Here is a 24,186-nt window from a genome sequence, read left to right as displayed (position 1 = left end):
GACCGGAGGGCCCGTGACATGGTCGCGGGCCCTCCGGCCGTCGCGGGATACTGGGAGCGATCTCATCCACCCCACCGACCGAGGATCTGAATCCATGGCACGCACCCCCACGTCCGGCATCCAGCACGCGCTCCGCGCGGGAGACTACGAGGCGGTGATCGCCAGCGTCGGAGCGACCCTGCGTTCTCTCACCCACCTCGGCCGCGACCTGGTGGTGCCTTTCGATTCCGACGAGGTCCGTCCGTCGTACCGCGGCGCGACGCTCGCGCCGTGGCCGAACCGGGTCGTCGACGGCAGATACTCGTTCGGGGGCGCCGAGTACCAGCTGCCCCTCACCGAGCCGGCGCGCTCGCACGCGCTGCACGGCCTCGCCGCGTGGCTGGACTTCGAGGCGATCGACAAGGGCCCCGACCACGTGACGCTGGCCGCGGTCATCCAGCCGCAGACCGCCTACCCGTGGCGCGTGGTGGTGACCACCACGTTCTCGCTCGGCCCCGACGGTCTCACGCAGTCCGTCACGGCGCGCAACGACAGCGACGAGGCCGCGCCGTGGGGGACCGGCCCGCATCCGTACCTCAAGGCCGGCGACGGCCACGTCGACGACTGGACGCTCGAGCTGCCCGCCGCCCAGGTCCTCGCCGTCACCCCCGACCGACTCATCCCCACCGAGCTCGTCGCGGTCGACTCCGACGAGCCGGAGCGATTCGACTTCCGCTCGCCTCGAGTGATCGGCGACGCCTTCATCGACCACGCCTACTCCGGCCTCGTGCGCGACGAGGCGGGTGCCGCCGTCGTGCGTGTGACCGACCCGTCAGGGAGCGGCGTCGAGATGTCGTGGGATGCCGCGTGCCCGTGGGTGCAGATCCACACCGCCGACAAGCCCGAGGCCGCGCTCAGCCGCCTGGGCCTGGCCGTCGAGCCGATGACGTGCGCACCGGACGCCTTCAACGCGGCGAACTACTCGTTCGACGCCGGACTCATCACGCTCGAGCCCGGCGACGTCGCCGAGGCGTCGTGGCGCATCGCCGCGATCGCGTGACGCGCGGCTGACTTCAGGCGTGGCGCCCAGCCGTCGCATGTGGTCGACGCGCCGCGCACCAGGCGACCGCTTGCGACGGATGGATGCCGCCACCCCGACGACCGGGCGGCTCGTTCCGTGAGGTCGCCGAGACTCGCGCATTCGCCCGAGACTCAGGGCATTGCCACGAGTCTCGGGCGAATCACGCGATCTCACTGCCGCGAGCCAGGCGCAGAAGAGGAGATCTGCCGAAACGAGGACGTTCTCCCCAGTCATTCCTCGGTTCGGCGGATCTCCTCTGTCGTCTGCGCTAGTGGTGCCCCGGATCCACGATGCCGTGCGTTCCGTGCGGCGACGCGCTGCGACCGGCCTCGGTCGCGGCGAGGGCCGGCGTGACCAGCGCTGCCACGATGACAGCGGCCGCGAGCAGGACCCAGAGCCGGGGTGGCGCATCGTCCGCACCGGCTCCGCGGCGGCGCAGACGCCCCGCGCAGGCGATGGCCGCCGAGATCAGCAGCGCCGTCAGCGCGGCGACGGCTATGACGCTCGTGCGCGCGGGATCCGCCATGAGTGCCGCGACCGCGGCCACGATCCCGGCCAGTGCGCCTGCGACGCCCGCCCGTGGCACGACGATGCGTCCACGGGCGAGCGTCCAGGCTCCCCACACGAGCGACCCGGCTCCCAGCGCGATGAGCACGACGCCGGCCCCCCGGGCGGCATCGTCCTGCATCAGAGCGCCGGCGCCGAGCGCGACCTCGATGAGGCCCGCGCCCCACGCCGCGACAGCCGCCCACGAAGGGGCAGCGCCGCGCAGCGCGAGCGGCGCCCGGGGCGTCCGTGCGGACGCGCCGGGGGCCATCTCGGCCGTGGGGATCGCGGAGGTCATGCGAACCGGCTCAGACCGTACGGCCCGGCGCGTCGGCGCGCACGTTCCGGTCGGCGGCCAGGCCCACACCCAGCAGCACCAGCGCGCTGGCGAGGTGGAGGAAATGGTCCGCGGTGTTCAGGGCCAGGATGTTCAGGGCCGTGTCGACGAGGAAGAACCCGACGATACCGAGGAGCAGGTACACGGCGCCGACGGTGACGTTCACGGCCTTGGCCGCGGGCACCGACTTCAGCCCGGCGATGAGAAGCGCCGCACCGATCAGCAGGTGGGCGATGTTGTGCAGCGGATTGACCTCGAAGACTCCGAGGAGCAGGCCTCCCTCTGTCGCGATGAAGCCCACACCGCTCGTGACGGCGAAGCCGAGCAACCCGACGAGGATGTAGACGGCACCGAAGATGGTGGCGACGAGGCGGTTCGGTGACGAGCGCATGAGCGTTCCTCCTGTTTTCTGGGCGGCGGATGCCGCGACTGTGTGTTGTTCGGAGTCCCGTCGGGATCGGTTTGGACCGAGCCGGATCCGGAGACGACTGAGGACCCCGAGCAAGCTCGAAGGTCCTCTGCCGGCCGCCGCGCAAGCCGCGGCGAGACTCGCGGGATCAGTTGTCCCGAAGGTCTTCCTTGATGTCGTTGCGGGTCTTCACCGAGTCGCGTTCGGCTTCGGCCTTCTTGACGTCGGCATCCGCCTTCATCTCGTCGACCTTGTCGCCGACACGGTCCGTCGTGTCTTCCCAGGTGTCGCTGATCTTCTCGCCGACGGCCTTGGCCGTCTCCTTGGCGTCATCCATGAAACCCATGTACCCGCTCCTTCCTCGAAGAACTGCGTTCCTCACGCTACGGGCCGACCGGCCGCCGGGCGCAGGGGTTGCGCGCGGTGGCGGCGCTTGCTATCGCGGGTGGGCGCACCCGGGGACAGGGAAGCGCCCAGGGAGGGCGGGCGCGGCATCCGAGGTCATTCCACTGAATTCCGGGATGTCTAGATCGGCGTGGTCGTGTCGATCGCGTCGCGCAGCGGCCGGCGCATCGGACCCCAGTACCGGGTCGGGGTGATCCGGGTCAGCACGTCGACCAGGCGGGCCTCGCGGCCGACCATCGTGCGCGCCCGACGCCGGATCGTGGCCTCGACGATGCGCACCGCGGCATCGGCGGGCTCGGTGTGGTACATCGCAGCCTGCGCTGCTGCGGCCCGATCGGCCACCGCGGGATCGATCGCGGCGGCGTACCGCCCGCGGCCGATGATGCCGGTCTTGACTCCGGCGGGATAGATGGCGCCGACGCTCACGGTGGAGCGCTCGAGCTCGTGCCGCAGCGCCTCGGTGAAGCCCCGGACGGCGAACTTGCTCATCGCGTACGGGATGCGCCCGGCCGGCGCCGCGAGGCCGTAGATGCTCACCAGATGCGTGATGTGCGCGGCATCCTCTCGGCGCATCGCCGGCAGCAGCGCCTGAGTGATGTTCACGGTGCCCCAGAGGTTGACGTCCATCAGCCAGCGCATCTCGTCCATGGTCAGCTGGTCGATGCTGCCGAGCATCGATGACCCCGCGCACGTGATCAGCGCCTGCACGTGGCGGTGAGACGCATCGATCTCGGCCGCGAGGGCGAACACCGCGTCGTCGTCGGTGAGGTCCACCGCATGCGTCGTATGACCTGTCCCGGCCAGCTCCGATGCCAGGGCGGACAGGCCCTCGCCGTTGCGGTCGATCAGCGCCAGCCGGGCTCCGCGGCGGTCCAGCTCGCGCGCGACCTCCGCGCCCATCCCGCTGGCCGCGCCGGTGATCACCGTCGTCCTGCCGCGTACCTCGAGCCGCTGCATCCCGGCCATCGCCCGTTCCCCTCGTCGCCCTTGACCTGCTCCTACGATTGTCGCGGACTCGGCGGCCTCCGGCGGACGCTAGCCTCGATGCAGGAGGTGTGATGGGCAAGACCGCAGAGGCGATCTCAGAGGGCGTGTCCATCGCGTCGGCCGCGGCACGGATGGCCGTCCGCAACCACATCCTCGTCGAGACGATCGCGCACGATGAGCCGTTCGACGTCGCCGCATTCGCGCCGTTCGCGCACGACACCCTGGTAGCGCTCGCCGCCGAGCAGGAAGAAGCGGCCGACCTGGCGAAGCGCCAGCGAAAGAAGGCCTGGGGCAAGTTCACCGACCCCGACGGCACGCACGACTACCGCGACCGCGACACCCGCAACCTGCGCCGGCGCCACAACCAGTACCGCGGGGTCGCCAAAGAGCTGCGCCGCATCGCCGAGGACCCGCACGCGGTGCGCGCCCTCGTGGAGCAGGCACGGGATGCCGCATGGGGCGACGTCGAGGCGAACCTGCAGCGCAGGCTGCTGGTCGAGGGGATGCGCCCCGACCTGGATCCGGACTACGCGAAGATGCGCGCGGCCCGGATGCAGTCCCTCCGGCTCGTCGATCTGCCCCGGCTGGCGGCCCACCGCAGGCGCGTGCCCGAACCCGACCCCGAGGCCGAGAACGCCGCCGCCGAGCCCGGCGCCTGACCGCTGACACGCCCGGGATCCGGGCATCCCGGCGCCGATTCGCTCCGGGGGACGCCGTCGGGTATTCTGGACGCTGGCTTGCGCGAGAGTGCGGGCCGGGCGCCCGTAGCTCAATGGATAGAGCATCTGACTACGGATCAGAAGGTTAGGGGTTCGAGTCCCTTCGGGCGCACACTGTGTTGAGACAGTGACGGAACGGCCTGCGAAAGCAGGCCGTTCTGCTTTTCCGCTGCGCGGGCCAGAATGAGCGCATGAGACTCGTGCAGATCGCGCAGCGCGCCGAGGACCTGGACCGCGCCGCCGACTTCTATACGGTGCTGCTCGAGTCGCCCCCGGTGGCGAGGTTCGATCCGCCCGGGCTGCTGTTCTTCGATCTCGACGGCGTGAGGCTGCTGCTCGACCGCAACGCGCCGACCTCGCTCGTCTATCTGTGGGTCGACAACGTCCACCGGACGCTCGAGCGAATGGCGGGGATGGTCGACGTCGTCTCGCCACCGCACGTCATCTTCACGCACGAGGACGACACGCTCGGACCCGCCGGGCATCAGGAGTGGCAGGCGTTCATCAAGGACTCCGAGGGCAACACGGTCGGGCTGGTCGCGTTCCAGACGCCCTGATCGAGCCGAAGTACCGCCGCTCGGGGTGGACAATGGCCGAATGGATGCCGCGATCCCCGCCCTCACCGAGATGCCCGCACCGCAGTTCGTGATGACGCCGGAGGGCTATCGCGTCGCCACGTACTCGTGGGGCGACGAGGCCGCGCCGACGGTGCTGTGCGTGCACGGGTTCGCGTCGAGCTGCCGTGACAACTGGGTGAACACCGGCTGGGTCCGCGATCTGACGCGTGCCGGGTTCCGGGTGCTCGGGGTGGACCAGCGGGGCCACGGCCAGAGCGAGAAGCCGACGGACCCGCGTGCCTACGGCATGGAGTCGCTCGCGTCAGACCTGGTCGCCGTGCTCGACACGTATCTGCTCCACACCGTGCTGTACGCCGGCTACTCGCTCGGCGCCCGGGTGGGCTGGCAGCTGGCGGTCAGCGCGCCTGAGCACGTCGAGCGGGCGGTGCTGGGCGGCATCCCCGACGGCCGTCCGCTGGCCCGGCTGCAGCTCGAACAGGCTCGCGCCTACGCCGATCACGGGACGCCGGTCGAGGATCAGGTCACGCGCAACTACGTCACCCTCGCCGAACGCGTTCCCGGAAATGACCTCAGCGCGCTGGTCGCGCTGGCCGAGGGGATGCGGCTGGGGGATGCCGACCCCGACCCCGCACACCCGCCGCAGCAGAGGATCCTCTTCGCGACCGGATCCGAGGACGCGATCCTCGAGCGGTCGCGCCTTCTCGCCTCGGCCACGCCGCACGGCGACTTCGTGGAACTGCCCGATCGACACCACTTCAACGCCCCCGGCTCACGGGTCTTCCGTCAGGCTGCGGTCGACTTCTTCACCGGCGGTCACTGAGGACGAGCAGAGTGCCCGCCAAGTGGCGGTCGGCTGCGGCATCCTGATGATGTGCCGTCTGATCTGACGCGCAGTCTGCACCCGCGGGAGCGTACGCTGGAGGAGTGAGCGCCTACGTCTCGGCGTTCGAGCTGTTCTCCATCGGTGTAGGACCCTCGAGCTCCCATACGGTCGGACCCATGCGGGCCGCCCTCGACTTCGTCGCGCGCCTGCGTGCTGAGGGCCTTCTCGATCGTGTGGCTCGGGTGACCTGCACGCTGTACGGCTCACTCGGAGCGACCGGGATCGGCCACGGAACTCCCGACGCGATCGTGGCGGGGCTGCGCGGGGAGGCGCCCGAGAGCGTGGACCCGGATGCCGTGCGCTCGGCCTGGAGCGCGTGGACCGACGGCCGCGAGCTGATGCTCGGCGGAACCCGTCCAGTCCCGTTCTCGCGGGCCGACATCGCCTTCGAGCCGCGCACCCGGCTGCCGGGGCACCCCAATGCCATGACGCTCGAGGCATGGACGACATCGGATGCCGGTCCGGCGCGGTCGCTGACGGGATCCGCGCCCCTCCTACGAGAGACCGGAACCGCCTTCGCACTGGCTGTGCCGAGCCGAGCCGTGCCCGTCGATGACGCCGACCTCGTTCTGCGGGAGACGTACTACTCCGTCGGCGGCGGCTTCATCCGCCGCGACGGCGAGCCGCCGCGCGTGCAGGCCCACGGCTTCCCGCTCGACTTCGGCAGCGCCGAAGAGCTTCTCGCGCTGTGCGATGAGCACGGCCTCACGATCGCCGAGCTCGCCCGCCGCAACGAGCAGGCCCTGCGTTCCGACGAGGAGATCGCCGCCGGACTCGACGCGATCTGGGACGCGATGGCCGGTTGCGTCGAGGCGGGCCTGCACGCCGACGGCGTCCTGCCCGGCATGCTGCAGGTCAAGCGGCGCGCCGGTGCCATCCGCGCACAGTTGGACGACGCCGAGGCCGAGGGCCGCCGTGAGCTGCCCGGCGAGTGGCTCGGCGCATTCGCGCTCGCCGTCAACGAGGAGAACGCCTCGGGCGGCCGTGTCGTCACGGCGCCGACCAACGGCGCCGCCGGCATCGTGCCGGCCGTGGCGATGTACTGGTGGCGGTTCATGGCCGACTCCGGCCTCGGCGCGGGCAACGCGGTGACCCCGTACGGCGAGCTCGTGGGCAGTGCGCTCCTCGGCTTCGGCGGCGAGGTCGCGCCGGCCGCCGACGCCGGCCTGGACGAACCCCTGGTCGCCGAGGCGAACCGGAGGCGCGGCATCCGTCGCTATCTGCTCACGGCCACGGCGCTGGGGTCGCTCTTCAAGGCGAACGCCTCCATCTCGGGCGCCGAGGGCGGCTGCCAGGCCGAGGTCGGCTCGGCGTGCGCGATGGCCGCAGGAGGGCTGACCGCCGTCATGGGCGGGACAAACCGCCAGATCGAGAACGCCGCCGAGATCGCGATGGAGCACCACCTCGGACTCACGTGCGACCCCGTCGGCGGTCTCGTCCAGATCCCGTGCATCGAGCGAAACGCCATCGCGGCCTCGACCGCGGTCACGGCGGCCAGGCTCGCGCTCCGCGGCGACGGCTCGCACTACGTGTCGCTCGACACGGTCGTCGAGACCATGCGCCAGACCGGCATCGACATGTCGACGAAGTACAAGGAGACCAGCGAGGGCGGTCTCGCGGTCAATGTGATCGAGTGCTGACCCGCTGAACGACGGGTGAGCGGATGCCGCGTCCGCCGCAGCCGGGTCAGCCGCCGCTGCGTCGGCCTCGGCGCAGGCGGCCCACGGTCTCGCCGATCGTGACTCCGACCAGCACGAGGGATGCCGCGACCGACAGGGTCAGCGCATCGAGCGGGACCCACAGCAGCGCGGCGGTGATCAGCACCGCGAGCGCGACGACGCCCGCCAGCTGTGCGCGGGCCCAGCGCTGGTCGAGCACCCAGCGGAACAGCACCGTGCCGACGAGGAAGAGGAGCGGACCGCCCAGCACGACGAGGGTCGGAGCCACCCCGTGCTCGTGCGGGTGCGAGAGGGCCTCCTTGTCGCCGACGCTCACCAGGACCAGGCCGCCCACGATGGCGAGGTGAACCCACGTGTAGGCCGTCCGCGCGAGGCGTCCGGGTTCGTCCGACGCTTCGATGGCCTCGGACCCCATCCGCTCGCCGTGGTCGAAGTAGATCCACCAAGTCGCGGCCGCGGCGACGAACGCGGCGGCGAGGGCGATGATCGTCTCGGGCGAGGACTCCTTCGCGGCGAAGGCGAAGCCGGTGACCAGCAGCCCTTCGCCGAGGGTGATGAGCACGAAAAGCGCGGTGCGCTCGGCGATGTGCGGACCCGACAGGTCCCAGGCTCCGATGAGCACCCGGCCTCGGCCCGGCACAGGGAACCCGAGGACGGTTCCCAGCAGCTCGAGGCCGAGCGCAGCGGCCCAGAGGGGGAGCTGCCACGGGAGCGGCAGGAGGGCCCCGACGATCCACAGAGCGCCTCCGGCGACGGTCCAGATGAGGACCAGAGTGAAGTCCTTCGACACCGCGCGATCGTGGCGCGCGATCGCCCACACGATGAAGCCGGTCCGGCCGACCTGCAGCACGACGTACGCGATGGCGAACGCCCACGCCCGGTCGCCGAACGCCTCGGCGATCGACACGCTGATCACCAGGGCGACGAACGCGAGAGCGATCACCGCGCCCCGCACGGGGAGCTTCACCGGATCGAGCCAGTTGGTCACCCAGGTGGTCGACACCCACGCCCACCACAGGGCGCACACCATGATGACGCCCTCGAGCGCACCCAGGCCGCTCTGATTGTCGTACAGATAGGCCGACAGCTGCGTCAGCGCGAACACGAACACCAGGTCGAAGAACAGCTCGACGTAGGTCACGCGATCCGTGCGCGGCGAATCCGGTGGACGCATCACGTCGCGGGTCATCCCGAAGGGCATGCCTCATCATGCACCACGGTCGTAGGCTGACCCCGTGGTCGAGTACGTCATGCCTGCGCCGAAGCGGCGTCGCGGTCGGCCGCGCGCGGGGGAGTCCGACGCCCGCGAGCGCATCATGGCGGCCGCGATCGACGAGTTCGCCGACGCCGGCTACGAAGGCGCCACCATTCGAGGTATCGCGGCACGGGCCGGGGTGGACTCCGCGCTCGTCCACCACCACTTCGGCACGAAGGCCGACCTGTTCGGCGCGGCCATCGGCGCCCCGATGCGGCCCGACCTCGCCCTCCCCGAGATCCTGGCCGGTCCTCGCGAGGAGGTCGGCGAGCGGATCATGCGGTTCGTCCTCGGCGCGTGGGAGCAGCCCGAGGTGCGACGCCGCGGAGTGGTGCTCATGCGGGCGGCCCTCGGCAACAAGCTCACGACGCCGCTGCTCGCGGGCTTCCTCTCTCGGGAGCTGCTCTCGCGGATCGCCCGGTCCCTCGACGTGCCGGATGCCGAGCTGCGAGCATCCCTCGTCGCGTCGCAGGTCGCGGGCATGCTGATCGCGAGATACGTGCTGAAGCTGCCGGCGCTGGCCGAGGCATCCGTCGACGATCTTGTGTCGCGCGTCGCGCCCACCATCCAGCGCTACCTGTACGAGTAAGAGGAGACGGAGACCTATGACGTTCCAGGCATACCTCGACAACATCGAGGAGAAGACGGGGCTGACCCCCCGCCAGTTCGTCGACCTCGCGTCCGAGAAGGGCTTCGGGCCGGGCACGAAGTCCGGTGAGATCGTGAGCTGGCTGGCCGAGGACTACGGGCTGGGGCGCGGTCACGCGATGGCGCTGGTGCATGTGATCACGAAGGGCGACAAGATCAGCTCGAAGCACGTCGGCACCGGCACGGCCCACTCCGATGCCTCCGACACGCTCTGGCTGGACGGCAAGGCGACCAACCCCGACTCCTAGAGGCCTTGACCGCAGGCTCGCGCGGGCGAATAATTCATCGTGTGATGAATAAATCCTCCGGCAACGCCGTCGAAGTGCGCGGACTGCACGTGCGCCGCGGCACGACCGAGGTGTTCACGAGCCTCGACTTCGACATCCCGCAGGGTCAGATCACCGGGCTGATGGGGCCGTCGGGGTGCGGCAAGACCACGCTGATGCGCTCGATCGTCGGGGTTCAGAAGGTCGCGGGCGGCACCGTCACCGTGCTCGGTGCCCCGGCGGGTACAGCCGTGCAGCGGCGCCGCGTCGCCTACGACACGCAGGCCGCCTCCGTCTACGGCGATCTCACCATCGAGCAGAACCTGCGGTACTTCGCGCGCATCATCGGCGCACCTCGCTCCGACGTCGATCGGGTGATCGAGCAGGTGGGGCTCAGCGGCCAGGCGCGTCAGACGGTGGACTCGCTCAGCGGCGGGCAGGAGAGCCGCGTCTCGCTCGCGGTCGCCATGCTGGGAAGCCCTGAGCTGCTGGTGCTCGACGAGCCGACGGTCGGGCTCGACCCGGTGCTGCGCGCCGAGCTCTGGGAGCTGTTCCGCGGGCTGTCGGCGACCGGCGCGACGATCATCGTCAGCAGTCACGTGATGGACGAGGCGCTCCGCTGCGACCGGCTGATCCTGATGCGGGCCGGGCGCATCATCGCCGACACGACTCCGGACGGCCTGCTCGCCGAGACCGGGGCGACGGATCCGGATGCCGCGTTCCTCACGCTCATCGAGCGCGATGTCGCCGGCGCCGCCGATCGGCATCCGGCCAGCCGGCGCGAAGCGCGAGAAGAGGCCGGCGAATGAACGGCACTCGCATGCTCGCCACGGCGACGCGCATCCTGCGTCAGCTGACGCACGACCCGCGCTCGATCGCGCTGATGCTCGTCGCGCCGAGCCTTCTCGTCGGCCTGTTCGCCTGGCTGTTCAGCGAACAGGAGGGCGTGTTCGACATCTACGGGCCGCCGATCCTTGCCCTGTTCCCGTTCATCATCATGTTCCTCATCACGTCGATCACGACGCTGCGCGAACGCCGGTCCGGCACGCTGGAGCGACTGATGACGACCCCGCTCGGCAAGGCTGACTTCATCGTCGGCTACGCGATCGCGTTCGGGCAGATGGCGATGCTGCAGGCCGTCGTGACGGTGTCGTTCGCGGTGTGGGTGTGCGGGCTCGAGACCGAGGGGCCGGTGTGGCAGCTGGGCCTCGTCGCCGTCACCGACGCTGTCCTCGGCATGGCTCTGGGTCTGCTCGCGAGCGCATTCGCCCGGACGGAGTTCCAGGCTGTGCAGTTCATGCCGCTCATCGTCTTCCCGCAGATCCTGCTGGGCGGGCTCTTCATGCCTCGCGAGGACATGCCGCCGGCGCTGTACGCGATCTCGGACTGGCTGCCGTTGAGCTACGCCATCGACGCGATCACCGCCGTCACCGCGGGAGACGAGGGATGGGACGTGTACGGCCCGCTGCTGATCGTCGCCGCCTTCCTCGTCGGCGCGCTGATCCTCGCTTCGCTGACGCTGCGACGCCGCACGCCGTAGCCGATGACGGTCATCATCGTCGAAGGTGAGAGCGATCGCGTCGCGCTCGAGATCCTCGGCGCGCGTATGGGAGTTGAACTTCCGAGGATCGTGACGGTCGGTGGTGCGAGCGGGGCGCGTCGAGCGATCTCCGGACTGAGCGATCATAGCGTCGTGGGATTGGTCGACGCCAACGAGCGGGCGTTGTTCGAGCGCGTGATCGAGCGGGTCTACGTGTGCGACCCCGATCTGGAAGGCGAGCTCGTCCGAGCGCTCGGTGTCGACGCGGTCGAAGCCGTCATCGCTGAGCAGGGAGAGCTCGAGTCCTTCCGGCGTCTCCAGAATCAGCCGGCGCAGCGTGGTCGCTCCGTCGAGGCGCAGCTTGAGCGCTTCTTCGGCGGGAGGAGTGGGAACAAGCTTCGCTACGCGGGTCTTCTCGCCGCTGCGATGCCCCTCGACCGGGTGCCCGCGCCGCTCGCAGACCTCATCCGAGCAGTCGTGGCGTCACCAAGGCGCGGTCTCAGCACTCCGGGCGGTGCTTGCGCAGCTTGAGGGTGAGGTCGCGCAGCTGGGTCAGCTCGTCGTCGCTGAGCAGCGACATCCGCTCGGCGATGACGCGGCCGTGCGCGCTCGCGAGCTTGCGGAAGAGAGAGGCCCCGGCATCCGTCGCCTTCACCAGCGCGCCGCGGCCGTCTTCGGGATCGGCGCACTTGTCGATCAGGCCGCGCGAGACCATGCGGTCCACGAGACGCGAAACGCTCGGCTGGCTGATCAGCATGTTCGCCGTGACGTCACGCAGGCGAGCGGTCATGTCGTCCGCGCGGGTGACGGTGAGGAGCACGTCGTACTCCGCCTGATTGAGCGTGTCTTCGTGGAAGTCCTGGCTGATGTCGCCGAACACCTCGTGCTGCGCGCGGAAGAGGCTCTCCCAGGCATCGATGGCGAGGCGACGGTCGGTCATAGCGACAAGATTACGACCAATGCGCGACCCCTAGGCTGAGGCGCATGATGGGGACTTCCGCGCCGGCCGTGTCGACGAGCCGGGTGACCTGGGCTGCGAGGGTCGCCGCGGTCGTCGCCGTGATCACCGGCCTCCTGTTCGCCGGCTTCCCGCCCGCGCCCGCGCACGCCGGCGTGGAGGACTTCACCTTCGAGAGCCTCGACGTCGAGTATCAGCTCGGCACCGCCGAGGACGGCACGAGCACGCTGACGGTGGTGGAGACCTTCGTCGCCCTGTTCCCGGAGTTCGACCAGAACCGCGGCATGCGTCGCAGCATCCCCGATTCCTACCTCGGCGCCCCGGTACGGCCGCAACTGGTGTCGATCACCGACGGCGAGGGAAGGCAGCGCGAGGCCGAGGCAGAGGAGGACGAGGACTACTACGTCATGACCTCGCGGGCCGGCGACTTCGTCCACGGCAGGCAGACGTACGTGTTCACCTACACGCTCGAGAACGTGACCCGGTTCTTCACGGACACCGGCTCGGACGAGTTCTACTGGAACGTCAACGGCACCGAGTGGCCGCAGAGCTTCGGCCGTGTCACGGCCCGCGTCACGATGAGCCCTGACCTCGCCGAAGCCCTCACCGGCGCCGAAGCCTGCTACGTGGGGTACGAGGGCTCCACCCAGTCGTGCCAGATCTCGGCCGATGGCGCGTCTGTCGAGGCATCCGCCGCCAACGTCCTGCCCTTCCAGACCATGACCATCGCCGTGGGCTTCGAGCAGGGGACGTTCACGCCGTTCGACTCGTCGTACTTCGCCTCGGTGTGGGGCTGGCTGCAGGCGCTCGCCGCTCTCTGCCTCGCCGGAGCCATCGTGTTCGCGAGCGTCGCCAGGACGCGGTGGCTGCGTGACGAGCCCGGCCGGCCGACGATCATCGCCGAGTACACACCGCCGCTCGCCGTCGACGCCCTTGAGAGCGCGGTGCTCCTGGGCCTGACGACCAAGGCGATCCCGGCGGAGGTGCTCGAGCAGGCCGTGGGCGGCAGCATCCGCATCGTCGAAGGCGAGCGCAAGTTCTTCGGCGGGACCAAGCTCAAGGCCGTCCTCATCAACCCGGAACGTGCGGACGGCGACGGGAGGATGCTGCTGCAGGGCCTCTTCCCATCGGGCAGGCCGGGCGAGGAGTTCGAGTTCGGGCGCTCCGACACGCGGTTCTCGTCCGCCGCCCAGTCGATCCTGAAGGCGGCGAACCAGGAGTTGGTCAACCGCGGCCTACGCCGTGAAGTGCCCGCCCGGGTGCGCGTCTGGCCGCTGCTGGCCGCGATCGCGGCGACGGTCCTGATCTTCGTGTTCGGCATCGCCGCACTCGAGAACGGCGTCTTCGCACTGGTGCCGATCGCGCTCATCGTCGGATCGGGCATCGCGACGATCGTGGTCATAGGTCTGGTCTCGCGCAAGCCGCTCACGGCCAAGGGAGCCGAGACGCGGGACCACCTCGCCGGGCTCAAGGAGTTCATCGAGTGGGCCGAGGCCGACCGCATCCGCATGCTCCAGTCACCCGCAGGTGCGGAGCGGATGCCGGTCGACACGAACGATCCGCGCGTCATGCTGCGGCTGTACGAGACGCTCCTGCCGTACGCCGTCGTCTTCGGGCAGGAGAAGGAGTGGGCGCGGGAGCTCGCCGTCCTCTACGGCCCCGGCTCGAATCCCGGCTGGTACGTCGGCTCGAGCGGATTCGACGCCGCGGCGTTCTCGTCGGGCATCTCGACGCTCTCGGCGAGCACGGCGTCGTCCTCATCGACCTCTGGCGGCTCGAGCGGCGGCGGGTCAGCGGGCGGCGGCGGTGGCGGGGGAGGCGGCGGCGGCGTCTGACCGGACCGCCCGAGAGGTCGCCCGGGAACAAGTCAGGGCCGGTCGGAGAGGCTTCCGACCGGCCCTTGTCCCTTGCACCAAGAGTGTCCTGCAATCACATGTCGGTACCTGCCACAGCAAAACAGTTACCGTGCGATAACTCTATAACGGCCGGGTAACGGCGGCAAGGGTTTGCCGTTATCTTTTTGTGATTCTCGGTGAATCGATCGATTTCCGCGTCGAGAGGCGGGCGATCAGTACCAGTCGGTCGCCTGTGAGTGCCCCCACGCGGCACACGGCGTGCCGTATGCGGAGGCGATGTACTGCAGGCCCCAGGTGATCTGGGTGGTGGCGTTGGTCTGCCAGTCCGAGCCGGCGCTCGCCATCTTGCTGCCGGGAAGGGCCTGCGGGATGCCGGTCGCGCCGCTGCCGGCGTTGTAGGCCTGATAGTTCCAGTCCGACTCCTTGTCCCAGAGCGACGACAGGCACGAGAACTGGTCGGCGCCCCATCCGTAGTTCGCCGAGGCCAGGCGCGCCGCCGTTGCCTGAGCGCCCGCGACGGTGTTCGCCTGAGCAGCGGCTTCCGCCGCTGCGGCGGCTGCGGCCGCTGCTGCCTCGGCCTCGCGCTTCGCCTGCGCGGCGGCCTCCTCGGCCGCTTTCTTCTCGATCGCGACGTCGAGGCGCTCCCGCAGCTCGGCGACGCGCTCGGCGACCGCTCTCGTCTGGGTGATGGCGTCGTCGGCCGCGCTCGGGAGGAGAAGAACAGGGAGCTGCTCGAAGTCCGTGAGCCTCGCCGTCGCTTCCAGCAGCGGGAGGGTGTCGATCGCGGTGCTCTCCGCGCCGAGGTCGAGCCCCGAGGTGGCGACGTCCGACTGCACGGCGCCTGCAGCGGCGAGGGTGGCGCGCGCCGCGCCCAGTGCCATGCGGGCTTCGGAGGTGATGCCGGTGAGCGACTCGGCGCCGGCCGCGAGGGCGGTGGGGGTCGCGGCGCCCAAGGGTGCGACTCCGGCCGCCACAGCCTGCGCCGCGGAGGTCGGGGTCGCGGCGGCGAGGCAGGCGGCGGTGGCGATGCCGAGGGCGAGGCCGGTGCCGATGCCGATCGAGGCGAGGCGGCGGCGGAGGGTCGGGCGGGCAGGCGTGGACGACGGGTTCTCGAGCATGGTGAAGCGCTGGATCCTTCGGGTCTTCGCGCCGGCAGAGCGGCGCCGCGCGCCCTCGGGTCGGGCGCAAAACATCGAGTCTGCGCAGTCCGTCTGGACGAATCCCCTGGTTTGGCTGGCAGAAGCGTGAGTGTGGCCGGTTGAGAAAGGCCTGATCACAGGCCCGCGGAGGCGTCGTCAGACCAGGGATGCCGCGGCCCGCGGCACCCTTCGCAGCCATCGTCCGCGCACCCCGGTACGCTCGCCGAGTGGCCCTCAGTCAGTCCCGTCGCGCCCGCGCGTCCCGCCGCCGCGCGCGCAGAGTGGCCGCCGCCGACAACGACCTCACCCTCGACGAATGGGCCTCGCTGGTCGAGGCCTGGGGCGCCTGCGCGTACTGCGGAGCCGGCGACGGATCGCTCCAGAAGGACTGCGTGCTGCCGATCTCGCGCGGCGGCAGATACACCTTCGAGAACGTGGTGCCGGCCTGCCGCTCATGCAACGCCAGCAAGAGCAACGACGAGGTCACCGGGTGGCTGCGCCGCAAGCGGCTCGACGAGCGCGCCTTCCTGCTGCGTCACATCGAGATCCTGGGGGCCTGGCGCGGGACCGGTCCGGCAGGGGGAGCCGAGACGTGAGCATCGGCATCCGTCCCTACGAAGCTCGTGACTGGGACGACATCGCACGCATCCACGACGCCGCGCGGCTGGACGAGCTGGGAGGCGCGGGATTGCTCGACGCCTATCTCGACCTTGCCGCCACCTTCGAGAACGAGGGACTGTTCGACGAGGAGGTGTGGGTCGCCGAGGTGGATGGCCGCGTCGCCGGCTTCATCGCCGGCTCGGCGGACGAGATCACGTGGGCGTACGTCGATCCCGCGCTGTACCGCCGGGGTGTGGGCCGGGCCCTCGTCGCGCACATGCTGAGCCGCGCGCGCGGTCCGGTAAGCCTCGAGGTCCTCGACGGCAATGCGGCGCGCTCGTTCTACGAGGCGCTCGGCTTCGTGCTCGAGTCGACGAAGACCGGCAAGCTCGCAGGCAACGAGTCCTTCGCCGCGACCGGTCACACCATGGTGTGGCGGCCGGCCGCGGCATCCTGATCCCCCGTCCGGGTCGCCGGTGTCACCCGGCCGACAGCAGGGCGATGCCCTCGCGCACGGCGGCCAGCGTCTCTCTCGACGCGAGCACGCGGAAGTGCCCGGGCGTCGGCACCGCGATGTTCGTCGCCCCGTCGAGTGCGCTGCCCTCGGGGATGTGGGGGTCGAACGGCCCGAAGATGGAGACGATCCGGCCGTTCACCGACGTCTCGCGGCCGAGCATGACGATCGTGCGATCATCGGGCAGGAAGGCTCGGATGCTGGGGTCGGCGAAGAGGATCCGCGCGCGACGGGCGCCCCCGAACGGCGTGGCGACGGCGACCAGCCCGAGCAGGCCCAGGGCCGGCGTGCCCGGTTCGGCCGGAGCGCTCGCCGCGGCTTCGGCGGGGTCGCCGCCCGCGGTTGCCTCGACGGCCGCAGCCACGGCCGCTCCCGATGAGATGAGCAGGTGCTTGCCGACCAGGCCGCCCTTGCTGTGGGCGACGAGCACGCGGCCGGCCTCGGGCGCCGGCTCGTCGGCCAGCACCTCGCCCAGCCGGTCGGACGTCGCGCCGATGTCTCCGCGGTTGACCCCCAGCCCGTGTACGACGGTCACGCGATGCCCGGCGGCGGCGAGCGCGTCGCCGAGCGGGCGCATGAAGGTCCAGTGCTCGTACACGCCCGGCAGCAGCACGATCTCGGGCAGTTCGGCGGACCCTGTCCGCCATGCGAGCGGTTTGCGACGGCGGCCGATGGTCCAGGGCGGAGCGAGCACGGCCGCCTGGCGCCGGGCCGCATAGATGTAGTCGTTCGCCCACCACACGGCGCGGGTGAGGCGTCCGGGCGGGCGAGCGGATGCCTCGGCAGCCGCGTCAGTCACGCGCCGGCGCATCCGGTGCCGTGGTCCGTGAGCCTGGCATGCTGCCTCCCTGTGTCGTTCGAGTGTGGCGCGCGCCGTGCGCCGAGGGCAAGCGGACGCGGTCCCCACGCCCACTCCACGCGGCGCCGACGCGCCACACGGAGCCTCCGGGCGCGTGGGCCCAGCCGTGACGTCAGGCTGTGCCGGCAGTGAGGCCCGCCGGCTCGGTCGTCCCGCGGACGGCGACGATGGCGCCCTCCACGACGGCGGCGGCGAGCGCGTCGATCACCGCCGGAGGCTGCCATTGCAGCGGCCCGTGCACCGCGATGTCGGCGAAGCCGTGCACGACCGACCAGCAGGTCCACTCCGCGTGCGGGCGCCGCTCCGGCGACAGCGCACCGGTCTCGACCATCGCGTCGAGGGTGTCCAGCAGCAGGCGGAAGGGCTCGACCACCTCGTCGTCGAGAGTGACGATCGCCTCGCTCGGCTGCGCATCCTGCGTCGCGAAGGCGAGTTCGAACCAGCCGCGCTCGGCGCGCGCGAAGTCGATGTACGCGAGTCCGACCCGGCGCAGGCGTTCGATGGACGCCTCGGCCTCGGGCAGTCCTGGTGGGGTGGCGGCGACCCGATCGACGATCGCGTGGGCGAGTGCCTGCTGCGCCTCGCCGGCCACCGCGTGGACGAGGGCGTCGCGGTCGGAGAAGTGGCGATAGGCCGCGTTCGGAGAGACGCCGACGGCGCGCGTCACCTCGCGCAGCGACACGGCGCCCGGCCCGCCGACGCGGGCGAGCTGCAAGCCCTCTTCGACGAGTGCACGTCGGAGGTCACCGTGATGATAGGTGCGTGCCTGCGGTGCCATTGCATCACCTCGTCTGAATGTGTACGGTGTGAACATCAATGTACACGCTGTCAACATCGACAGTACAGCGGCAGCGATCACCCCCGACGACCCCACGCAGAAGGATCACGCATGAGCCAGCCGACGACCCCGGCGCACGCGAACGACGACGCCGTCGAGGCGCGTCCCGGCCCGAGCACGGTGCGCGCCTTCTATCAGGTCCTCGCGAACACCGCGGTGGCCAACGTCACGACGAGCTACCTCTGGTGGGGCCTCACCTTCTGGGCCTACCTCGAGACGCGCTCCGTGCTCGCCACCGCCATCATCGGCGGCTCGTACATGCTGCTCGTGGCCGTGTTCGGCGTGGTGTTCGGCGTGATCGTCGATCACATGAAGAAGAAGGCCGTCATGGTCCTCTCGAGCGCGATCACGCTCTCGGCCTACTTGCTGGCCGGCGCGCTCTACCTCTCGTTCCCCGAGAGCGTCCTGGTCGACTGGGGAGGCCCGTGGTTCTGGGTCTTCGCTGGGGTGATCCTCATCGGCGGCGTGGTCGAGAACCTGCGCAACATCGCGCTGTCGACCACCGTGACCCTGCTGGTCCCGGCTGACCGCCGCGACAAGGCGAACGGTCTGGTCGGCGCCGTCCACGGCATCTCGTTCATGGTCACCAGCGTGTTCTCCGGACTGTCGATCGGCCTGCTCGGCATGGGGTGGACCGTCGTGATCGCCATCGCCGCGACCGCCCTCGCCCTCGTCCACCTGCTCTTCGTGCCGATCCCCGAGAAGGGCATCGCGCACGTCGAAGGCGCGCCGAAGGGGTTCGGCTTCAAGGGAGTGATCCCGGCCGTCGTCGCGGTGCCGGGCCTGCTCGCGCTCATCCTCTTCTCGACGTTCAACAACCTCGTCGGCGGGGTGTTCATGGCGCTCATGGACCCCTACGGGCTGACGCTGTTCTCGGTCGAGATGTGGGGCATCATCCTGGGCATCACGAGCTTCGGGTTCATCATCGGCGGTGGTCTCGTCGCCCGGTTCGGCCTGGGCAAGAACCCGGTTCGCACGATGCTGCTCGTCAACATCGGCATCGCGGTGCTCGGCATGACCTTCGCGATCCGCGAGTGGTGGTGGCTGTACGCCCTCGGCATCCTGGTATTCATGTGCCTCATGCCGATCGCCGAGGCGTCCGAGCAGACGATCGTCCAGCGCGTGGTGCCCTTCGAGAAGCAGGGCCGGGTCTTCGGCTTCGCCGCCAGCGTCGAGTCGGCCGCCGCGCCCATCTCGGCATTCCTCATCGGCCCGATCGCGCAGTTCTGGCTCATCCCGTACATGAACACGCAGAGCGGTCAGGACACGTTCGGCTGGCTTCTCGGCCCCGGCGAGGCGCGCGGCATCGCGCTCGCGTTCCTCGGCGCGAGCGCGCTGCTGCTCATCGTCGTGCTCCTCGCCTTCATCTCGAAGCCGTACCGTGAACTCTCCACCGCGTACGCCACCGCGCCGCCGTCGCTGCACACCGACGACGACGCCGGCGAGGATGCGGATCCCTCGGATGCCGCGACCGCCGACGCGCCGGACGACGAGGTGCCGAGCGACGAGGTCTCGGCCATGCAGCGCGGCTGAGCGCTTCGCTACGCTCGGACGGTGCCGCACGAGCTCGAGAACCCGGTGGCCGTCGAATTCCCGCTTCGCGGTGAAGGCTGGATGGCCGTGACCACCCCGGCCGCTCGGGTGCCCAGCCACGGCGTCGACATCCTCGGACAGCGCTACGCGTACGACTTCGTGCGGGTCGACGATCGCCCGGGTGTCCACGTGCATCCCACCTCGACGCTCATGGCATCGACGATCGGCGGGCGCACGGACGAGTGCTATGCCTGGGGAGCGAGCATCCACACGCCGTTCGACGCCGAGGTCGTGACCGCGGTGGACGGAGTGGCCGAGCGCAGGTGGATCAACCCGTTCCGCGAGGCGGCGCGCATGATCTGGAACGGCGTCACGTTCCGCCCGGAGAAGATCCCGTCCATCCTGGGCAACCACGTCATCCTGCGTCGCGGCGACGTCTACGCGGGCTTCGCCCACCTCGCGCCGGGCACCCTCGCCGTCGAGACCGGGCAGCGCGTGGACGCCGGAGACGTGCTCGGGCGCGTCGGCCACACCGGCAACTCGACGTCACCCCACCTGCACTTCCAGCTGATGGACTCCGCCGATCTCATGACGGCGAACGGCATCGCGTGCGCGTTCACGGCGTACGACGTGCGCACCGACGATGGCTGGCGGCGCGTCGAGAACGGCATCCCGGGCTCGCGCGAACGGATCCGATCGGTCACGGCCGACTGACCCGGCTCGGATCAGCCCTCTTCGCCGTCCTCGAAGTCGGGCCAGGCGGCGATGTCGACGCCGTGGTTGTCGGGCGAGGCGATCGTCCACGACGACGGGCCGTTGTCGGCCGCGAGCCGCCCGCCGGCCGCGAGCGCGGCGGCGACGCGGCGCTCGGCCACCTCGCGCGGCACCGAGACGTCGATGTGGGTGCGTCCGCGGCCGGGCTTCGGGGGGTCCAGCTCGTGGAACCACAGGTGCGGGCCGCGCATGTTCGGATCGAGCGCGTCCTCGTCGCCGAGGTCTTCATAGCCGAGCGCAGCGGTCCAGAACGGGCGGGTGTCGACGCCCTCGTGCTGGGCCACGGCGATTCCCACCATCTGCAGGTTGGACGGGTCGGCGGCGAGCCCGAGGCGCTGCGCCTCGAGCGACACCCGGGCGGCAAGCTCGGCGTCGATGGGGCTGAGCGCGCCATTGCGCCGTGTGGTCGTGCGGACGGTGACCCCGTCGGGACGCAGATCCACGTCCGGGTAGTGCCCGACCGCGGTGGCGACCTCCGCGATGGCGGCGACGAACTGCGCTCCCTCGGCGAAGGACGACGTGCGGTAGAAGGCGAACGCTCCCCAGAAGAGCACCCGCCAGTCCTCGACGCCCGCCGACGCATGGAACGCCGCAGCGGTCATCCGCTTGGGCGTGGGGACCGCTTCTGTCGTTCCGTCGGTCATGGCCACCCTCCTCGCCCGCGAGCCTCTGCCCGCGCGAGGCGACGCTAGCGCCGACCTCCGACGCATGCAACGGCTACCCCGATCCGTGGGTGCTTCGCAACCCCCGTGCGCGCTCGGTCGTCGGCGCGTTACGTTCGCCTCGAAACCGACCGATCGGAGCGCATCATGTCGAACCCCGCATTCCCTCCCATCGTCCCGAACGACGGTGACGACGACCTGGCCGACCGTCCCGACATCCTGGCCGGCGGCGACGACGCCCCGCTCGACCCCGATCTCGACGACGACTCGCTCGACAGCGCCGAGGCCGACGAACGGGCGGCGACCGAGGGCACGCTCGACGGCGACGTCGACGACCGGCCCTGAGCCGGGTCGCCCCCGAGCCGACCAACCGCGCCAGGATGGAAGCATGATCTCGATTCCCACGGTGACCCTCAACGACGGCTCGCCCTTTCCCGAGCTCGGCCTCGGCACGTACAACCTCCGCGGCGAGGACGGCATCGAGGCCATCGTGGCCGCGATCGACTCCGGCTACCGGCTGCTCGACACCGCCGTGAACTACGAGAACGAGCGCGAGGTGGGCGAGGCGGTCCGTCGCAGTCCGATAGACCGCGACGAGCTGGTCGTGACGTCGAAGATCCCGGGACGCCATCACGGCTTCCAGCAGGCGATCGACAGCATTCAGGGCTCACTCGGGATGCTCGGGCTCGACCGGATCGACCTCCAGCTCATCCACTGGCCGAACCCGAGCGTGGGGAAGTACATCGACACGTGGCGGGGGATGATCGAGGCGCGCGAGCGCGGGCTCGTGCGCTCCATCGGTGTGTCGAACTTCACCGAGGCCATGCTCACCGAGCTCATCGACGAGACCGGGGTCGCCCCGGCCGTGAACCAGGTGGAGCTGCACCCCTACTTCCCGCAGGGCCCACTGCGCGCGTTCCACGCCGAGCACGGCATCCGCACCGAGAGCTGGAGTCCGCTCGCCCGCCGCAGCGAGCTGCTCACCGAGCAGCTGCTGCAGGAGCTCGCCGTCGTGCACGACGTCACGCCCACCCAGGTCGTCCTGCGGTGGCACGTCCAGGTCGGCAGCACCCCGATCCCCAAGTCCGCCGACGCCGATCGTCAGCGCGAGAACGCCGACGTCTTCGGATTCGCCCTCACCGACGACGACGTCGAGGCGATCTCGGCCCTCGAGCGCGGCCGCCTGTGGGACGGCGATCCCCTGACGCACGAGGAGATGTAGCGCCACGCGAAAGGCGAGAAACGGCTCGGACACGCTCGGGGGAGAGCCCGCGCCCGAGCCGCTTCTCACAGGGATGGAGACATCGGCCCGGGTGCGAGATACATCGCCCCGGCACGTGCTGCTCGAGAGCTCAGTGCCTGTGCGCCGCGAGCCATTCGGCGAAGGTCTCGCCGGCGAGCACGGCGTCCGGCCGGGGCAGGGCGTACCCCGCTCGCATGCCCTTCATCTGCGCGCCGGGAAGGCTGATCGAGGGGATCCAGCCGCGCGTGCCGGAATGCCGGGCGAACGCCTTGACCATCTCGTCGAGCTTCTCCTCGCGCGGTCCCGCGAGGTCGGCGGTGCGACCCTGAGCCGCGCCGGCCGCGAGGCCAGCGAGGTGCTCGGCCACGGCGCTCGCCGCGATCGGCTGCACGCGAGCGCGCGGGGCGACGTGCAGCGGCCCGAGCTTGGCGCGTTCGAACAGCTGCCCGGCGAACTCGTGGAACTGCGTCGCCCGCAGGATCGTCCACGGGACGGGGGACGCCTCGACCACCCGCTCCTGCGCGACCTTTCCGGCGTAGTAGTCGTGAGGCATGCGGTCGATGCCGACGATGGACAGCAGAACGACGTGGCGGACCCCGGCGCGGGCGGCGGCGCCGATCAGGTTACCCGAGGCCTTGGTGAAGAACGCCGTCGCCTCGTCGGCCGACAGCGTCGAGACGTTGGCGGTGTCGATCACCGCGTCGACCCCGTCGAGCGCCTCGTCCAGTCCTCTTCCGCTGACGAGGTCGACTCCGCTGCTCCGGCTGAGCACGACGGGGTCGTGCCCGGCGGCTCTCACCGCGTCGACGGTGGGTGCGCCCACCGTGCCGGTTCCTCCTGCGATGGCGATCCTCATCCGATCCACTTCCTTTCCGAGCGATGGTGCCGCTTCACCCATTCGACGACGCGGCGCCCCAGAATGTGAGGTGCCGGCTCACATTCGATGCAGCTGCATCGTCGATCATGCGGGAGGGATGCCGAAGATGGACGACGTCGATCTGCTCGAGCGCGAGCGGCGAAGCCTGCTCGGCCTGTCGTACCGCCTGCTCGGGACGGTGGCGGATGCCGAGGACGCGGTGCAGGAGACGTATGTCCGCTGGTACCGGCTGACCGAGGACGAGCGGGCCGCGATCGGCAATCCCGCGGCCTGGCTCACGCGCGTCGCGGGCCGCGTGTGCCTCGACATGCTCGGCTCCGCCCGCGCCCGCCGCGAGCGCTACGTCGGCGAGTGGCTGCCCGAGCCCCTGCCGGGGGAGTCCGCGATCGCGGGATCCGTCCCGGTCGATCCTCTGGACCGCGTCAGCCTCGACGACTCCGTCTCGACCGCGCTGCTCGTGGTGCTCGAGTCGCTCACGCCCGCGGAGCGGGTCGCCTTCGTGCTGCACGACGTCTTCGGGGTTCCGTTCGCCGAGATCGCCGAGACGGTCGGGCGCAGTCCGGATGCCGTGCGCCAGCTCGCCTCGCAGGCTCGGCGCCGGGTCCGCGAGCGCCGGGCCGGAGCATCCACCCGCGCCGAGCATGACGCCGTGGCGCAGGCCTTCGCCGTGGCGACCGCGACCGGCGATCTGGCGACGCTGGTGTCGGTCCTCGATCCGAACGTCGTGCTGCGCGCCGACGGCGGCGGACGGGTCTCGGCCGCGCGGCGGCCGGTGCACGGCGCCGACCGCGTCGCCCGCTTCCTGCTCGGCCTGCCGCACCTGCAGCCCACCGCGACGGTCGAGCCGACGGTGTCGGCGGACGGGCTCGCGTTCCTGGTGCGGATCGACGGCCGAGCCGATGCCGTGATCTCGCTCGTCGTGGCCGCGGGCCGCGTCACCGACGTCTACATCGTCCGCAACCCCGACAAGCTCACGCTCTGGCACTGACCCGACCGCGGCGGCGCCCGTTAGCGTGGACTC

At 70.6% G+C, this 24,186-nt stretch carries 29 protein-coding genes and 1 tRNA gene; 19 read left to right on the top strand and 11 right to left on the bottom strand.

Annotation, left to right across the window (positions count from 1 at the left end):
• Nucleotides 1–94: 94 nt before the first annotated feature.
• On the top strand, nt 95–1,039 hold the full coding sequence (locus ASD56_RS01620; protein WP_055960497.1) for an aldose 1-epimerase family protein: 945 nt from the start codon (nt 95–97) through the stop codon (nt 1,037–1,039).
• Between the two features lie 289 nt (nt 1,040–1,328).
• On the opposite strand, the gene ASD56_RS01615 is transcribed toward ASD56_RS01620, so the two are convergent.
• The 4 genes from ASD56_RS01615 to ASD56_RS01600 all read right to left on the bottom strand — a co-directional run bounded on the left by ASD56_RS01615 (nt 1,329) and on the right by ASD56_RS01600 (nt 3,723).
• A complete protein-coding gene (locus ASD56_RS01615) occupies nt 1,329–1,904 on the bottom strand; it encodes a hypothetical protein (RefSeq protein ID WP_055960495.1) in 576 nt (191 codons plus the stop codon).
• 10 nt (nt 1,905–1,914) lie between these two features.
• On the bottom strand, nt 1,915–2,334 hold the full coding sequence (locus ASD56_RS01610) for a DUF4383 domain-containing protein (RefSeq protein WP_055960493.1): 420 nt from the start codon (nt 2,332–2,334) through the stop codon (nt 1,915–1,917).
• 166 nt (nt 2,335–2,500) lie between these two features.
• Entirely contained in the window at nt 2,501–2,698 is a 198-nt protein-coding gene (locus tag ASD56_RS01605) for a hypothetical protein (RefSeq protein WP_055960491.1), read from the bottom strand.
• Nucleotides 2,699–2,877: 179 nt separating this feature from the next.
• Nucleotides 2,878–3,723, bottom strand: coding sequence for an SDR family NAD(P)-dependent oxidoreductase (locus ASD56_RS01600; protein ID WP_235565469.1), 846 nt, complete (start codon nt 3,721–3,723; stop codon nt 2,878–2,880).
• A gap of 92 nt (nt 3,724–3,815) precedes the next feature.
• Between ASD56_RS01600 and ASD56_RS01595 the strand changes: the two genes are divergently transcribed.
• The 5 genes from ASD56_RS01595 to ASD56_RS01575 all read left to right on the top strand — a co-directional run bounded on the left by ASD56_RS01595 (nt 3,816) and on the right by ASD56_RS01575 (nt 7,564).
• On the top strand, nt 3,816–4,403 hold the full coding sequence (locus tag ASD56_RS01595) for a hypothetical protein (protein ID WP_055960489.1): 588 nt from the start codon (nt 3,816–3,818) through the stop codon (nt 4,401–4,403).
• Between the two features lie 99 nt (nt 4,404–4,502).
• Nucleotides 4,503–4,575 (top strand) — tRNA-Arg (locus ASD56_RS01590).
• 79 nt (nt 4,576–4,654) lie between these two features.
• The gene (locus ASD56_RS01585; RefSeq protein ID WP_055960487.1) at nt 4,655–5,020 is read left to right on the top strand and encodes a VOC family protein; all 366 of its coding nucleotides are present in this window, start codon (nt 4,655–4,657) and stop codon (nt 5,018–5,020) included.
• 40 nt (nt 5,021–5,060) lie between these two features.
• Nucleotides 5,061–5,861, top strand: coding sequence for an alpha/beta fold hydrolase (locus tag ASD56_RS01580; RefSeq protein ID WP_055960485.1), 801 nt, complete (start codon nt 5,061–5,063; stop codon nt 5,859–5,861).
• A 104-nt stretch (nt 5,862–5,965) separates the two neighbouring features.
• A complete protein-coding gene (locus tag ASD56_RS01575) occupies nt 5,966–7,564 on the top strand; it encodes an L-serine ammonia-lyase, iron-sulfur-dependent, subunit alpha (RefSeq protein WP_055960483.1) in 1,599 nt (532 codons plus the stop codon).
• A gap of 46 nt (nt 7,565–7,610) precedes the next feature.
• Here the strand turns inward: ASD56_RS01575 and ASD56_RS01570 are convergent, their stop codons facing one another.
• Nucleotides 7,611–8,744 carry a low temperature requirement protein A gene (locus ASD56_RS01570; RefSeq protein ID WP_235565468.1) on the bottom strand — a complete coding sequence of 378 codons (1,134 nt, stop codon included), beginning with the start codon at nt 8,742–8,744 and terminating at the stop codon, nt 7,611–7,613.
• A 94-nt stretch (nt 8,745–8,838) separates the two neighbouring features.
• Between ASD56_RS01570 and ASD56_RS01565 the strand changes: the two genes are divergently transcribed.
• The 5 genes from ASD56_RS01565 to ASD56_RS01545 all read left to right on the top strand — a co-directional run bounded on the left by ASD56_RS01565 (nt 8,839) and on the right by ASD56_RS01545 (nt 11,843).
• On the top strand, nt 8,839–9,447 hold the full coding sequence (locus ASD56_RS01565) for a TetR/AcrR family transcriptional regulator (RefSeq protein ID WP_235565467.1): 609 nt from the start codon (nt 8,839–8,841) through the stop codon (nt 9,445–9,447).
• A gap of 16 nt (nt 9,448–9,463) precedes the next feature.
• Nucleotides 9,464–9,754, top strand: coding sequence for a DUF4287 domain-containing protein (locus ASD56_RS01560; protein WP_055960479.1), 291 nt, complete (start codon nt 9,464–9,466; stop codon nt 9,752–9,754).
• A gap of 44 nt (nt 9,755–9,798) precedes the next feature.
• Complete coding sequence (locus ASD56_RS01555; RefSeq protein WP_055960477.1) at nt 9,799–10,581, top strand: ABC transporter ATP-binding protein; 783 nt, start codon at nt 9,799–9,801, stop codon at nt 10,579–10,581.
• Entirely contained in the window at nt 10,578–11,312 is a 735-nt protein-coding gene (locus ASD56_RS01550; protein ID WP_055960475.1) for an ABC transporter permease, read from the top strand. Before ASD56_RS01555 ends, ASD56_RS01550 begins: the two co-directional genes overlap by 4 nt.
• 153 nt (nt 11,313–11,465) lie before the next feature.
• The gene (locus ASD56_RS01545) at nt 11,466–11,843 is read left to right on the top strand and encodes a hypothetical protein (protein ID WP_235565466.1); all 378 of its coding nucleotides are present in this window, start codon (nt 11,466–11,468) and stop codon (nt 11,841–11,843) included.
• Here the strand turns inward: ASD56_RS01545 and ASD56_RS01540 are convergent.
• Nucleotides 11,812–12,252, bottom strand: a complete 441-nt coding sequence (locus ASD56_RS01540) for a MarR family winged helix-turn-helix transcriptional regulator (RefSeq protein WP_055960471.1) — start codon at nt 12,250–12,252, stop codon at nt 11,812–11,814. The two genes, ASD56_RS01545 and ASD56_RS01540, sit on opposite strands and share 32 nt — an antisense overlap.
• 44 nt (nt 12,253–12,296) lie before the next feature.
• Between ASD56_RS01540 and ASD56_RS01535 the strand changes: the two genes are divergently transcribed.
• Nucleotides 12,297–14,105 carry a DUF2207 domain-containing protein gene (locus ASD56_RS01535; RefSeq protein WP_235565465.1) on the top strand — a complete coding sequence of 603 codons (1,809 nt, stop codon included), beginning with the start codon at nt 12,297–12,299 and terminating at the stop codon, nt 14,103–14,105.
• A gap of 233 nt (nt 14,106–14,338) precedes the next feature.
• On the opposite strand, the gene ASD56_RS01530 is transcribed toward ASD56_RS01535, so the two are convergent.
• Nucleotides 14,339–15,244: a hypothetical protein gene (locus ASD56_RS01530; protein ID WP_055960469.1), complete on the bottom strand. Its 906-nt coding sequence runs from the start codon at nt 15,242–15,244 to the stop codon at nt 14,339–14,341.
• 248 nt (nt 15,245–15,492) lie between these two features.
• Here ASD56_RS01530 and ASD56_RS01525 point away from each other — a divergent pair, with 248 nt between their 5' ends.
• Together ASD56_RS01525 and ASD56_RS01520 are read left to right on the top strand one after the other, a co-directional pair.
• Nucleotides 15,493–15,861: an HNH endonuclease gene (locus ASD56_RS01525; RefSeq protein WP_200947436.1), complete on the top strand. Its 369-nt coding sequence runs from the start codon at nt 15,493–15,495 to the stop codon at nt 15,859–15,861.
• Nucleotides 15,858–16,322 carry a GNAT family N-acetyltransferase gene (locus tag ASD56_RS01520; RefSeq protein WP_055960465.1) on the top strand — a complete coding sequence of 155 codons (465 nt, stop codon included), beginning with the start codon at nt 15,858–15,860 and terminating at the stop codon, nt 16,320–16,322. The genes ASD56_RS01525 and ASD56_RS01520 overlap by 4 nt, the downstream gene beginning before the upstream one ends.
• A 22-nt stretch (nt 16,323–16,344) precedes the next feature.
• On the opposite strand, the gene ASD56_RS01515 is transcribed toward ASD56_RS01520, so the two are convergent.
• Complete coding sequence (locus ASD56_RS01515; RefSeq protein WP_055960464.1) at nt 16,345–17,178, bottom strand: esterase/lipase family protein; 834 nt, start codon at nt 17,176–17,178, stop codon at nt 16,345–16,347.
• Nucleotides 17,179–17,350: 172 nt separating this feature from the next.
• A complete protein-coding gene (locus tag ASD56_RS01510) occupies nt 17,351–18,016 on the bottom strand; it encodes a TetR/AcrR family transcriptional regulator (protein WP_055960462.1) in 666 nt (221 codons plus the stop codon).
• Between the two features lie 111 nt (nt 18,017–18,127).
• On the opposite strand from ASD56_RS01510, the gene ASD56_RS01505 reads away from it, so the two are divergent.
• On the top strand, nt 18,128–19,609 hold the full coding sequence (locus tag ASD56_RS01505) for an MFS transporter (RefSeq protein WP_055960459.1): 1,482 nt from the start codon (nt 18,128–18,130) through the stop codon (nt 19,607–19,609).
• Nucleotides 19,610–19,630: 21 nt separating this feature from the next.
• Nucleotides 19,631–20,323, top strand: a complete 693-nt coding sequence (locus tag ASD56_RS01500; RefSeq protein WP_055960457.1) for a M23 family metallopeptidase — start codon at nt 19,631–19,633, stop codon at nt 20,321–20,323.
• Nucleotides 20,324–20,334: 11 nt separating this feature from the next.
• Here the strand turns inward: ASD56_RS01500 and ASD56_RS01495 are convergent, their stop codons facing one another.
• Nucleotides 20,335–21,027, bottom strand: a complete 693-nt coding sequence (locus ASD56_RS01495; RefSeq protein WP_055960454.1) for a VOC family protein — start codon at nt 21,025–21,027, stop codon at nt 20,335–20,337.
• Nucleotides 21,028–21,192: 165 nt separating this feature from the next.
• Here ASD56_RS01495 and ASD56_RS01490 point away from each other — a divergent pair, with 165 nt between their 5' ends.
• Entirely contained in the window at nt 21,193–21,390 is a 198-nt protein-coding gene (locus ASD56_RS01490) for a hypothetical protein (RefSeq protein WP_055963430.1), read from the top strand.
• Between the two features lie 43 nt (nt 21,391–21,433).
• The gene (locus ASD56_RS01485; RefSeq protein WP_055960451.1) at nt 21,434–22,267 is read left to right on the top strand and encodes an aldo/keto reductase; all 834 of its coding nucleotides are present in this window, start codon (nt 21,434–21,436) and stop codon (nt 22,265–22,267) included.
• A 130-nt stretch (nt 22,268–22,397) separates the two neighbouring features.
• On the opposite strand, the gene ASD56_RS01480 is transcribed toward ASD56_RS01485, so the two are convergent.
• The gene (locus tag ASD56_RS01480; protein ID WP_055960449.1) at nt 22,398–23,144 is read right to left on the bottom strand and encodes an SDR family oxidoreductase; all 747 of its coding nucleotides are present in this window, start codon (nt 23,142–23,144) and stop codon (nt 22,398–22,400) included.
• 127 nt (nt 23,145–23,271) lie between these two features.
• Here ASD56_RS01480 and sigJ point away from each other — a divergent pair, with 127 nt between their 5' ends.
• Nucleotides 23,272–24,153 (top strand): RNA polymerase sigma factor SigJ, encoded by an 882-nt coding sequence (sigJ, locus tag ASD56_RS01475; protein WP_082541328.1) that lies wholly within the window; start codon nt 23,272–23,274, stop codon nt 24,151–24,153.
• Nucleotides 24,154–24,186 lie beyond the last annotated feature (33 nt).

Origin of the sequence: Microbacterium sp. Root166 (assembly GCF_001427145.1) — a bacterium.
Lineage (GTDB): Bacteria > Actinomycetota > Actinomycetes > Actinomycetales > Microbacteriaceae > Microbacterium.
Note: the sequence above shows the minus strand (reverse complement) of the source record. Positions and strands in the feature narration are given on the sequence as shown.